Source organism: Marinomonas vulgaris (assembly GCF_018145875.1).
Classification (GTDB): Bacteria; Pseudomonadota; Gammaproteobacteria; order Pseudomonadales; family Marinomonadaceae; genus Marinomonas; species Marinomonas vulgaris.
In genome coordinates, this window is sequence record NZ_JAGSSV010000001.1 from 289,120 (window position 1) to 301,490 (window position 12,371).

Below are 12,371 nucleotides of genomic sequence, written 5' to 3' on the forward strand. Positions count from 1 at the left end.
TTCCTTTAGTTTTCATTAGACCACCTAGGGCTTGGAACAAAGCATGTACTGAATATTTACAAATCACACATCGAAAATAAACACGGAAAACTGCTATGATACGACTCTATAAGTTGTTGATTATAACCAACATAAAAGGCAAAACACACGTGAAGAACGGATTAAAACTAAAAGAGCACAGTGCATCGATTACTCTTGGGTTGCGACTAACAGACGGTATCTGTTTTATTCTTGCTGGATTTCTAAGTTTTTGGCTTCGCTTCTCAAACTTTGATATGAATGGGCCACATACGTATGCTCTCATTCTTGGCACAACTTTAGGGCTAATAAGCCTATCTTCATTTGGAGCCTATAGAGCGTGGCGTGGCGCTACTGTTTTCTCCGAAATTCGTTGTGTATTTAACGCCTCTGTTACAACGTTTATTATTTTAGTCATCTGTGGATTTTTGACCCATTCGTCAGACCTATTTTCTAGAATTTGGATTCTTAGTTGGTTAATTTTAACTGTTTTTCTTTTATTGGCTTATCGTATTTCACTTAGAAAAACCATTGGCCAACTAAGAGCAAAAGGTTACAACATAAGAAAAGTTATTATCATCGGAGATGGTGAACTCGCATTACGAGTAGCTCGAACATTAACAAACACAAAGAACTCAGGTTTTATTGTTCAAGGCTTTATCGGAGAAAGCTCAACTTCAATAATAAAGTCAGAATTCCAATATCTTGGCAATATAAAAAATCTAGAAGAAATAGTTAGAGATAATAAAGTTGATCAAGCTTGGGTAGCACTTCCAATGGAAGAGGCCGAAAAAATGAAAAAAGTTCAAGCTTCTTTATCAAATAGCTCAGTAACAATTAGATTAGTGCCAGATATATTTGGCTTTCAGCTCCTTAATCACTCACTAACAGAGGTTGCTGGCTTACCGGTTATTAACTTATCTACGTCTCATATGATAGAAGGTAAAAATAGGCTGCTTAAATCGATTGAAGACAAAGTTATTTCCTCTATTATTCTAGTTTTAATCAGCCCACTGCTAATCGCTATTGCTATCGCCATTAAGTTAACTTCACCAGGCCCAGTATTATTTAAGCAGTATAGAACAGGCAATAATGGAGCTGATTTTAAAGTTTATAAATTCAGATCAATGGTCGTTCATAAAGAAAAAGATGGCACAGTCACACAGGCCAAAAAGCAAGATACAAGAGTAACAAAGGTAGGCGCCTTTTTGAGAAGAACATCACTGGATGAACTTCCACAATTTGTAAATGTATTACAAGGCAGAATGTCAATAGTTGGACCAAGACCCCATGCATTAGCACATAATCAGTATTACAAAGGGCTAGTGGAATCTTACATGAGGAGGCATATGGTTAAACCTGGTATAACAGGCTGGGCACAAATCAATGGTTTTCGCGGAGAAACAGACACTATTGATAAAATGCAAGGTCGTGTTGAACATGACCTATATTATATAGAAAATTGGTCAATCTGGTTGGATTTGAAGATCATCTTCTTGACTGTTTTTAAGGGTTTCATAAATAGAAATGCTTTTTGATGACCTATTACTACTTCAATAATGATTTTATTTTCCCATTTAATTTAGAGTAAAAAGCCTTATTGTAGATATCGAGGGATGCTTTCTTAGAGGAATATGCCTCGATATAATTTAAGAACTCTTTCATATTACGAGCTACATTAATGTTCTTCAGCTCTAAAGAGGTATCTATTTGATGATCATTTCTATGCTCACCGTATTGATATTCTCTGGGCACAACTATGATGTACTTTGAGTTTAGTAAGGATGTTATTATAGACCCTATTCCAGCATGGGTTACAATTATATCAGACTCTTCAACCTTATTAGAAAAATCATCCATATTTAAATGGTTAGTATAATTATCTTTAGATGTTTTATCATTACAAGCAGTTTGATAAAAAACTTCATACTTATCTGGAAAGAGTTGCTCTAATTCCTCACAATAACCAACAAGACGATCAAAAGGCAACTGACTACCGACTGTTAAAAATATTGATACTCTTTCCAATGTATTCACCTTTGTTTTCAAGAGCTACAGCTTCCCATTGTGAGACCCAAACATCACAAAATGGCTTTACTAAACGTCCAGTTAAAGATGCTTTCTTAGTATTCGCAATACTATCAATCCAAATTGTCTTGCATCTGAAAAGCTTACCAATAACAAGAGCTAAACCACCAGGAGCAGCCCCTGTTGATATAATGCAAGTAGGCTTTATTGAATAGATAGCTTTAACTAACATGTAAAAGCAAATCATTAAGCGAATAGGTTGATTTACATTACAATCCATCACTTTAATACTTTTATAGTTATCGGCATCATGCTTTAATTCAACAGTGGTAATAATATGAGAAAAATTATAATCTATATTTTTTTCTATAGCTAATAATTGAATTAAATGACCACCGCTTGAGGAAACGCCAATAAACTTCTTACTAGCATCCATCTTAATTCACCTTAAGAAATCAAAACTTATTTTTTTAACATTTTCTTATATCTAACTGTTTTCAAAAGCTCTAGCGGTGAAACTATGTATTTAATAGGAAAAAAGCATATTTTCCCATAAATAAGCAACTTACTTGCGTCAAGAATCACTTTAAAAGACATTACATTAAAATAGTTATACACTAAAGCCGCTGCTGAACTTTTTTTAGCTTTAATTTTGTTTTTAAAAATAAAATCGATTTTAGAGAGCTCTACAAAATATCTAGATGACAACACTTCTTTACTGAAAGTTGTTGTTAGCGTACCCTTATCACGAGTAACACAATATATAGTTTCAGGAACAACCTTAATCTCTCTTGATTTCCAACAAGATCTCATTGAAAACATAACATCATTTGATGCTATAACCTCATCGAAATAAATGCTATTATCTACCAGAAACCTTCTATTGTATAATTTCCCCCAAGGCACAACAAAATCATATAAAATACTTTTGTCTTTTTTTAAAATGTACTGATCAACAATATCACAGTATTTTGTATGCCTATCAGAAAGCCCTCCACTTTTCACACAAAAACTTGTTGCCTTGAAAAAGACAATATCTTCATCTCCTTTGCAACAATCAATCGAATCAAAAGCATTATCAACAAAATAATCATCTGAATCAGCAAAAAGAACATATTTTCCTGAAGCAGCATTTAAGCCGATATTTCTACATGCACCAGCACCTTTAACACCACTATCGTTAGTATAAATAAAAATATTATGATTTGAAAATTCATCTATTATATTTTCAACAGAACAATTACTATTATCATCAACTATAATAATTTCAATTTCACTTCTAGCTGGTATAGATAATATCAAACTCTCTAATCCCACTATACAATTATAATGAGGTATTACTATAGAGTACAAAATACCCCCCCCTAAAAACCTTTACTGAAGCCTGTTAAATCCAAAAAACACTTTCTCATATTCAATATCACTATAATCAAAAACACTGTTAGTTTCATCTCCTCTTAAAATCTTTTCTATTATTAAGGAAGTCAAGACCCCTTCTTTATTTTCCCACCTTGTATTATAAGTTTCACTATAATTTTTAATCGAAATTAGACGATCATGATCAAAAAAAACCTTTGTTTCAGTCATTAAAAAATCTGTTGTGAAATTATTTTTCAATGCAATAGAAACACCATTCCTAACATACCCATAATAATCTGAATAAGTGCTATCTTTATTTGTTTCCACATAAAACGAGGGCAAACCAGATAATACAGCTTCCAAATGAATACTAGTATTACCAGCAACAACAATATCGATTTTACTAAAGTACTCAGGCAAATATTCATTGTGTGGATCTGACCAATCAACAAGAGTATCATTTAAAAACACTCTCCTGAGCCTAGATATATCACAGGATTTATGTGTAGGATGTTGTCGAATAATACATTTAACATCATTACATCTTATCTTTTTAATTAGATTTTCTATAAAAATCAAATCATCAATTTTATTTATTGGGATACCTACTGTGAAAAAATCTGATTTATTCTTAGCTATAAATCTAGTTTCTTTTTTTTGCCCTGTCAAAAAAACATTACATTTTTTATTATTCTCAACAACTTTAAAATCAACATCATCGAAAGTAGACAAACACTCTTGATATTTATAAAATGACTCCCTTCCATCAAGCAAAGCATAATCAAACTCTAGAGGCGGAAAGAAATTACTGACTGATGCATGTTGAACATAAAGAGTTTTTATATTTAATAACTCTGCTGCTAAACGTAACGATCTATTTGAAACATTATGGTCATTAGACATAACAACGATATTTGGTCTAGTTTTTTTCAAAAGTTGAAAAAAAAACGGCAGGAGTACATAAGGCCTACAATAAATACTAAAATATTGATTTAACTCAACATCATGTTTTCTTCTTAAAACCTTAATATAAAGAAAAGGGAGCTTAATAAAAAAGACTAATAAGGCGACCATTACTACTGATGGAGTAAACAGTACGCTTAGATCACCTACCCTTCCTAACCCATGACCACCTTCAGAAACTAATATATTATTAATATTTTTCTTATCTAAAGAAAGTATAGTTGATCTGATACTATCAAGTTGGTTCTTACTACCGGAGAAAAGAAAAACGTCAACCTCTTTTGAAGCCCTCTCGAAAAAACTAAAGTTAACAAAAATATATCTAAAGAACACTAATACCCTATAGAAGACACCATTGAATTTATTTTTTTTTGTCTTAATTGAGTCTATTTCATTTTTCTTTCTACTAAATAAATAGGAAAGCCTCAACTCATCTTCTATTTTCAAAGAAAGAAGCGTCAATTTAAAAATCTCATAAAGATTCATTTTAATACCTTATCGCTAACTGGCATACCTTTATAGAGATTAAAGTCTGATTTTTTACCTATTAAATCCTTTAAATATTTAGGGGACACTCCATATCCGGGCCTAATACTTTTCACATTGTCATGTGTAAATTCCTCACCTTCTGCGATGTCTTTCACGACATAAAGTGAGCGTCTAAACATAATATTGCTTTTTTCACTTTCTTTGCATTTGTAGTTAACTTTACCAAGCGCTTTCCAAGCAATCTTGCTGTCACGACACAGTTGTGTCAGTTCATCTTTTTCAAGTGAAAAACTATCATCTGGTCCGCCGCCATTTCTATCGAGTGTAACGTGCTTCTCTATCAAGCAAGCGCCTAACGCGACAGATGTGATCGCGGTTGTGTTGTCAATTGTATGGTCTGACAACCCAGTTAATACGTCGAACCTTGATGCCATATCAGGAATAGTCGCAAGGTTATAGTCCTCTGATGGCGCAGGATAACCACTGACACAATGCAAAACGACAAGCTCTTTACAACCAGAGCTTCTTGCCGTGTCTATCGCCTCGCAGATTTCTTCTTCATTTGCCATACCTGTCGAAATAATCATTGGCTTACCGGTTTTAGCCACGTACTCAATCAGAGGTAAATCAATCGCTTCGAAAGAAGCAATTTTGTAAGCAGGCGCATCTAAAGACTCAAGTAAATCAACCGCTGTAAAGTCAAAAGGTGAGCTAAAAATAGTAATCCCAAGCTCTTTGGCTTTTTTAAATAACGGCTTATGCCAATCCCATGGCATATGGGCTTCTTCATAAAGCTCATATAGGGTTTTACCATCCCACAAACCACCCTTAATCATAAACTCAGGATTATCACTTTTCATTGTAATTGTGTCTGGCTTATACGTCTGCAGTTTTATTGCATCAGCCCCACTCTCTTTTGCCATCTCCATAATTTTAAAGGCATTTTGAATACTGCCATTATGATTAGCAGACATTTCAGCAATAATATATGGTGCGTGATCTGGACCTATTTCTCTATTATCTATCTTTATACTTTTCATTTCTTCTCTACTTTTATCGGTTGCCTGACATAGCTCTCTTCGGATGTTTTTTTATACCCTGCTCGGCTAAACAAGGCATGTGAAGCTAGGTTAGCTTTTAATACGACAGCATTGATTACAAAATCAGCATGAATAAGATCTAACTCTTTCAGAGCAAACTTCGCTATGCCTTTCCCAAAGTGATCTGGCGACACATAAATTGATACTAGATACTCTTTTGAGGAAATACAATCAAGACGAATAACACCTAACGACTTCCTATCAGAATTATTAGTTTCAATTATATAAAAGTAGTTATCTTTAGATTTTAACTTACCTAACATCCATTTTTCATGCTCTATATAGCTAGGAGTACTTTTATTAAGAGAATATCGTCTTGTTTCCGGCGCACACTGCCAACTATATACTTGCTGTATATCGCCTTCATTCGCATACCTCAATATAAATGGCTTTTCAGATAACTCTTTAATATTTTCAACTATCCTTGCAGCCCCTACACCATCACATAACATCAAATTTATACTTTTCATTTTTTTATAATTCTGCATCATTTGCTTATAAGATTTTATTATCTTTTCAGTTACAGAATTCAGTTCGATGCTTATTGAAGCACCAGCGGCATTCAATCTCTCACATATTTCTGTCTGGTTATCTGCTAAAGGCATAATAATACTTGGCAATCCCAAGCATGCTCTTTCCCAGGATGTACTACCAGGTGCACCGATCGCTACATCATGCAGAGACATCAAGTCAGCCATATTTTCAACAAAGTCAATATGAGTTACCCAGGTCTTATTCCTTTCTGCAAATCTCTTTATTAATTTGTAATGAGGAGCCCTTGAACTAAGCAAAACAGTAAATAAAGGTGGATGTGCATATTTATTTCTAAAAGCTTCAAGAACTTTTAATGTTGCATTAGGTCTATCAACACCGCCCATTGACAATAATACTTTAGGTGTCATCTCTATATTTTTTTTAGACTGCAACTCAATTAAATGTTGCTTTTCAAAATCGGAGCCAATAATAGCATATTGAGTACCTGATAAAACTTTAGCACTAGGGTTACTCTTTTTGTACTCACTTGATTTTCTTAAAAGTGTTTGATCTATAATTAAATCTGCATCATGCTTCCTAACAAGATCATCTATCGCTATGATTTTACAGCTATACTTTTTTCTAATAACTTTGTGCCATTCACTGCTAATACCATAATGGTCAACAATAACCAGGTCTATCGAAGAAACATGCTCAACAAAATCCTGAGCATCATCGATTTCATCAACCTGCAACCAAGCCATATAATCTGCCGTGCTTTTAGGCTCTAACCAGACAACAGGCTGTTTTAACTCACAAACTAAATAACCACGTGATTTGATTAATCGAATTAAATCGCCTTCTTGTGGTCGTGTGTAGAATACTACCTTGTAACCATTAGATCTAAGGGTATCTGCTAAAACAAGGCATCGCATGACATGCCCACTACCTATATGCAGCGACGCATCTACCCGAAATGCAACATTTAACACGCTAGCGCCTTATATAAAGCTTCTGCTAACTCCCAATCTTCTTGCGTGTCGATGTCTTGGACATATTTTCTCGGCAGCACAATAGCACGAGAATGATCAGCAAATATTGGTTTGTGTGCTATGTAAGCTTCCGCTTTCCCCCAATAAAATTGCCCTGCATCGTGAAAAGCCTCTACTAAGTCTTGCGAGCGTGTTTGCTCAAACTCAGGTGAGAACATGCTAACGGCCTGTTCATCATTCAATCTAATGGCACGCTGAATGGGGAAAGCAAAGCTGGTTGCACTAAATGCAAATTGCACCTTGTTATCACTCAATACTCTTAGCCCTTGAAGTAAATACTTGGGTAAAACAAAAGGCGCTGTCGCATAAAGACAGCACACATTATTTACCGCCCCCCCCTGAGTAACACACCAATTTACCGCATGCTCCATAACATCCATTGTTGTAGCATAATCATCTGCGATACCTGAGGGACGCATAAAAGGTACTTCTGCCCCCCATCTTGTCGCTACATTAGCTATTTCATCATCATCTGTTGAAACAATAATGCGGTCAAAACACCCTGCATTTTTTGCAGCCTCTATAGAATAAGCAATCATCGGTTTACCATAGAAAAGTTTAATGTTTTTTCTAGGGATCCGTTTACTGCCACCCCGTGCAGGGATAATTGCAATATTCATAATGAGCTATCCAGTATACGAGCCAGTGTAGACACCACCTCATCTTGTTGTACATCTGTCATTCCATGAAACATCGGTAATGAAATAGCACTGCTGTAATAACTCTCAGCATTAGGGTAATCGCCAGCTTCAAAGCCCATACGCGCATAATAAGGTTGTAAATGCACTGGGATATAATGCACATTTACTCCGATACCCGCCGCGCGTAACTCATCAAACACCTCTTTGTGTGTTTTAGAAATGAGGCTTAATTGTAGTCTAATGACATAAAGGTGGAGACCCGAATAGGTGTTTGGTAATTGGTAAGGCAAGGTAATGGGAAAATTACTTAATTTTTCATTATATCGTGACGCTAAGCGATGGCGGGCACTGACAAATTGCTCAAGTCGCTGCATCTGTGACACACCCAATGCCCCTTGTAATTCGGTCATTCGATAATTAAAACCTAAATCGACCTGCTCATAATACCAACCACCGTGAGGAGCATTTTCCATCAGTCGCTCATCACGGGTAATGCCATGACTACGATAGAGCGACATTTTATCGGCAAGCTGCGGATCATTGGTTAACGCAGCGCCGCCCTCGGCGGTTGTCACTATTTTAACCGGGTGAAAACTGAACACCGTAATATCACTGTATTCACACAAACCAATTGGCTTATCTAGATAACGACCACCAATGGCATGTGAAGCATCTTCAATGATCTTAAAGCCGTACTCAGTTGATAACGCATGAATCGCTTTCATATCACAAGGCTGACCACATAGATGCACAGCAACCAACACTTTGGGCAATGCTAATTGAGCTTTTGCTACAATCAGCTTTTGTTCAAGCGCTTTTGGGCAAAGGTTATAAGTAGCTGGATCAATATCTACAAAGTCAACTTTAGCACCACAATACAAACCACAGTTCGCCGATGCTACAAAGGTAATAGGCGTTGTCCATAAAATATCACCTTCACTCAACTCAAGCGCTAAACAAGCAATATGAAGTGCAGATGTCGCACTGTTTACCGCTAAAGCATATTGAGCACCTGTCACTTTTTTTAACGCTTCTTCAAAAGCAGGAACTTGAGGCCCTTGCGTTAAAAAATCAGAGTGTAACACATCGACAACTGCATCAATGTCAGCTTGTATTATCTCTTGCTTTCCATACGGTATCATTTACGCCTCACTGTACTTTGAAGGTTGGATCAACATGTTCAACAATAAGCTGGCGCAGGCCATCAATAGTTTCCCACAGTGTATTGGTTCCAGAGTTGTATTTGAAACCAAAGGGAACTTTTTCCGCTTTATGATGAGCCATGTAGTCTTCTTCGCTGTAGGTATAAGAAACAGAAGGAAGAATCGCATAGTAATCCCCTAAATCTATAGTATTAAGCGAGTCAGTATCTGTAATCATCTCTTCATGTAGTTTTTCACCAGGACGAATACCTACATCACGTAGTTCACACTCTGGCGCAACGGCCTCTGCAATGTCTAGGATTTTATAGGAAGGTATTTTAGGTATGAAAATTTCACCACCTAAATGATTTGCTAAAGCAAACATCACCAAATCAACACCATCTTGCAGTGAGATATTAAAACGCGTCATTTCTCTGTGAGTAATCGGTAAAACTCCTTCTTTTCGTTTGTCTAAGAAAAAAGGAATTACAGAACCACGAGACCCCATTACATTACCGTAACGAACCACGCTAAACCTGATATCTTTAGAACCACGAATATTATTCGCTGCTGCAAAAAGTTTGTCTGACGCCAATTTAGTTGCACCGTAAAGATTAATCGGAGCACAGGCTTTATCAGTCGATAGAGCTACAACGTTTTGAACGCCACACGCTAACGCTGCGTGAATCACATTTTCAGCACCATCAATGTTTGTACGAATGCATTCAGTTGGATTATATTCTGCCGTATCTACTTGCTTAATCGCCGCCGCATGGATAATCACATCGACACCTTCACATGCTTGCGTCAATCGCTCTTTATCACGTACATCACCAATAAAAAAACGTAACTGCGAAAAGTCGTAAGCAGGATATTTTTGTTTGATAACCGACTGCTTCAGCTCATCACGAGAGTAAATAATAATTTTTTTTACATCTGGATAACGAGCAAGAATCGTCTCAATAAACTTTTTACCAAATGATCCAGTGCCACCCGTGATTAATACGCTTTTGTTATTTAACATTTGAATCTCTTTATTTACAATTAATAGTCAGAATACGACGAAAACCATTAACTTCCTGCGGAAAACCTCGATGAAAACCAGATTGATCTGAAACGACTAATGACCCTTTGGGTGCTAGTATTGGGTATATATCCTGATAAGGTATGATTGGAGTTTCTGTTTTGGTTTTCAAGCTCTGCGAAAGATATCTATTCAATCTACGATAAGGGGTGTCAATATGTGTACCTCTAACATAAGTATATGGGCCATTACAAAAGTCGAGAACATCAGTAAGATATATAAAAATTTTTATTTGTCTATCGTATGTATCTACGTGAAAACCACGAGTAGATGTTACCCCAGAATTAACATATGAGTTTATATTTTGAACTTTCAAAGGTTTCGGGAGAGACTTTAGAAAATCAGTTAAAAATTTATTTTTAACAATTTCATTTATAGCTTTCCTCTCTATATCAGATTGAAAAAGCCTATCTACATTAAATATATCAACCATACCAGCATCGTCCCCCCCTCTGAAATCAAATATGGTTTTTGGATTCATAGATAATGCATTATAACCTTTTACTTTTTTCACTTGAGACTGTAAAATAACCGATTCATTTTCATAAAACCCTTGACTATTCACTTTACTCTTATAAGACTCCATTTCATGATCTATTTTTTTGCACAATATATTTACCAGATATTCATCAATAAAATTAGGAATGACAAAAACACCATCTTCCATTATTCTATAAACAGCATCCTTTTCACAAAAAAAATCATTAACAGGAAGCTCAATATCAGATTTTTTATTAAGATAATAACCTAAAGATTCACTTTTCAAAGAACGTATGACATCGGAGTTAAGAGAGTCAATATCAGACTTTTTAACATTATTAGATCTTTTTTCAAATAATTTGTTTTTTAAAATACTAAAGCATAAACTCATATTTTCACTCCACACTTCAACTCTAATAAGAATAGTTCCATCATCTCCAAATTAGTAATATCTGTGGTTGTGAATCTGAATTTTGAAGAAGAGGCCCACTTTATAGATTCATCAAAATAATGAGCTGGAAGACGCCTATTTAAATTAGATGTATTAATAAGATTTCCATCAAAAAAGCTATCATTTTTTTCATACAAGACCTTAAAATAATGGCACAACCTTTCTAAAGACTTCTTTTCTCCCAACTCGCTCTCTAAACTCTCAACATCAACATTAAAAGAGGTATAATTATCAATCGCCTTCTTCAATACCAAATGAGCATTATCATAATCGCTAAAAAAAAGGGAATTTTTTTCGTTTAAACTATCTTTCACACCACCTCTTAAATCATTTTTCACGACAATAGGCATACCGCAAAGCTGAGCCTCTTTGACAACTTTTGCATGACCTTCAACTTGAGAAAAGAGTGTAAAAACTTTCGATCTATTATAAAAATATGACAGCATAGTATAAGAGAGGCCTTGAAAGCCTGTTTTAGGATCTGTTTTGATTATTGTAAACATCTCCCTTTCCTCAGCTGAAAACACTTCAAAATAATCGTCTAATATAGATGTGTAATAGGCACTTTTCTTTTCGACTGAGTTTGATGCAATCACGAATAAAATACGATATTTTTCTCCCATCTCATATAACTTTTTAACAGAAGATAAAAGTTCCGGATATTTTTTTTTAATATCATTTTTTGCAACACAAATTAAGTCCCAATACTTTTCACATCCGTTTTCTTTCGTCATTACTAGAGGTGTGAAGTGAGCTGAACTCAACGGAATCACAAAAGGGTCTCCATTAAAAGTTGTAGTGCCCGGTGATGTCATATGAAAATCTACCCAAGAGGGTGTTTCAATGTCTCGTGCATAAAACCCCCAGTGCACGCCGACATAATAATATTTCCCTATCAAACCAATAGACTTCTTAAACCTTTTTAAAAGAAGATACCTTAAGTAATTTTTTTTAAAAGAAACTAGTCGTTTAATTTTCTCTTTTTTAGATACACTCCTAGAAGACAACAGATAAAATTCTTTGTGTGTAAAAACAATAATCCCTTTAGTACCATTATCAGGGTGCTTAAATATATGAGCCATATTTATAC

The 12,371-nt window shown here is 35.2% G+C and carries 12 protein-coding genes; 1 reads left to right on the plus strand and 11 read right to left on the minus strand.

The genetic code is table 11. The annotated features are described in order from the left end of the window. The first annotated feature begins 149 nt into the window (after positions 1-149). Entirely contained in the window at positions 150-1,556 is a 1,407-nt protein-coding gene (locus J9B83_RS01380) for an undecaprenyl-phosphate glucose phosphotransferase (protein WP_328797683.1), read from the plus strand. A 10-nt stretch (positions 1,557-1,566) separates the two neighbouring features. On the opposite strand, the gene J9B83_RS01385 is transcribed toward J9B83_RS01380, so the two are convergent. The 11 genes from J9B83_RS01385 to J9B83_RS01435 are packed head-to-tail and all read right to left on the minus strand — an operon-like array spanning position 1,567 to position 12,363. Then, positions 1,567-2,046, minus strand: coding sequence for a glycosyltransferase (locus tag J9B83_RS01385; RefSeq protein ID WP_211534922.1), 480 nt, complete (start codon positions 2,044-2,046; stop codon positions 1,567-1,569). Further along, positions 2,012-2,482: a glycosyltransferase family protein gene (locus J9B83_RS01390; RefSeq protein ID WP_211534923.1), complete on the minus strand. Its 471-nt coding sequence runs from the start codon at positions 2,480-2,482 to the stop codon at positions 2,012-2,014. The genes J9B83_RS01385 and J9B83_RS01390 overlap by 35 nt, the downstream gene beginning before the upstream one ends. A 26-nt stretch (positions 2,483-2,508) precedes the next feature. Next, positions 2,509-3,399: a glycosyltransferase family 2 protein gene (locus tag J9B83_RS01395; protein ID WP_211534924.1), complete on the minus strand. Its 891-nt coding sequence runs from the start codon at positions 3,397-3,399 to the stop codon at positions 2,509-2,511. A gap of 21 nt (positions 3,400-3,420) precedes the next feature. Continuing rightward, positions 3,421-4,854 (minus strand): hypothetical protein, encoded by a 1,434-nt coding sequence (locus tag J9B83_RS01400; RefSeq protein WP_211534925.1) that lies wholly within the window; start codon positions 4,852-4,854, stop codon positions 3,421-3,423. Then, positions 4,851-5,897, minus strand: a complete 1,047-nt coding sequence (pseI, locus tag J9B83_RS01405; RefSeq protein WP_211534926.1) for a pseudaminic acid synthase — start codon at positions 5,895-5,897, stop codon at positions 4,851-4,853. Before pseI ends, J9B83_RS01400 begins: the two co-directional genes overlap by 4 nt. After that, complete coding sequence (gene pseG, locus J9B83_RS15980) at positions 5,894-7,423, minus strand: UDP-2,4-diacetamido-2,4,6-trideoxy-beta-L-altropyranose hydrolase (RefSeq protein ID WP_211534927.1); 1,530 nt, start codon at positions 7,421-7,423, stop codon at positions 5,894-5,896. Before pseG ends, pseI begins: the two co-directional genes overlap by 4 nt. Further along, positions 7,417-8,103, minus strand: coding sequence for a pseudaminic acid cytidylyltransferase (pseF, locus tag J9B83_RS01415; RefSeq protein WP_211534928.1), 687 nt, complete (start codon positions 8,101-8,103; stop codon positions 7,417-7,419). Before pseF ends, pseG begins: the two co-directional genes overlap by 7 nt. After that, a complete protein-coding gene (gene pseC / locus J9B83_RS01420; protein WP_211534929.1) occupies positions 8,100-9,266 on the minus strand; it encodes a UDP-4-amino-4,6-dideoxy-N-acetyl-beta-L-altrosamine transaminase in 1,167 nt (388 codons plus the stop codon). Before pseC ends, pseF begins: the two co-directional genes overlap by 4 nt. A gap of 7 nt (positions 9,267-9,273) precedes the next feature. Then, positions 9,274-10,290, minus strand: coding sequence for a UDP-N-acetylglucosamine 4,6-dehydratase (inverting) (gene pseB, locus J9B83_RS01425; protein ID WP_211534930.1), 1,017 nt, complete (start codon positions 10,288-10,290; stop codon positions 9,274-9,276). Positions 10,291-10,300: 10 nt separating this feature from the next. Then, positions 10,301-11,221, minus strand: a complete 921-nt coding sequence (locus J9B83_RS01430; protein ID WP_211534931.1) for a phytanoyl-CoA dioxygenase family protein — start codon at positions 11,219-11,221, stop codon at positions 10,301-10,303. After that, on the minus strand, positions 11,218-12,363 hold the full coding sequence (locus J9B83_RS01435; RefSeq protein ID WP_211534932.1) for a glycosyltransferase family protein: 1,146 nt from the start codon (positions 12,361-12,363) through the stop codon (positions 11,218-11,220). The genes J9B83_RS01430 and J9B83_RS01435 overlap by 4 nt, the downstream gene beginning before the upstream one ends. Between the last annotated feature and the right edge of the window lie 8 nt (positions 12,364-12,371).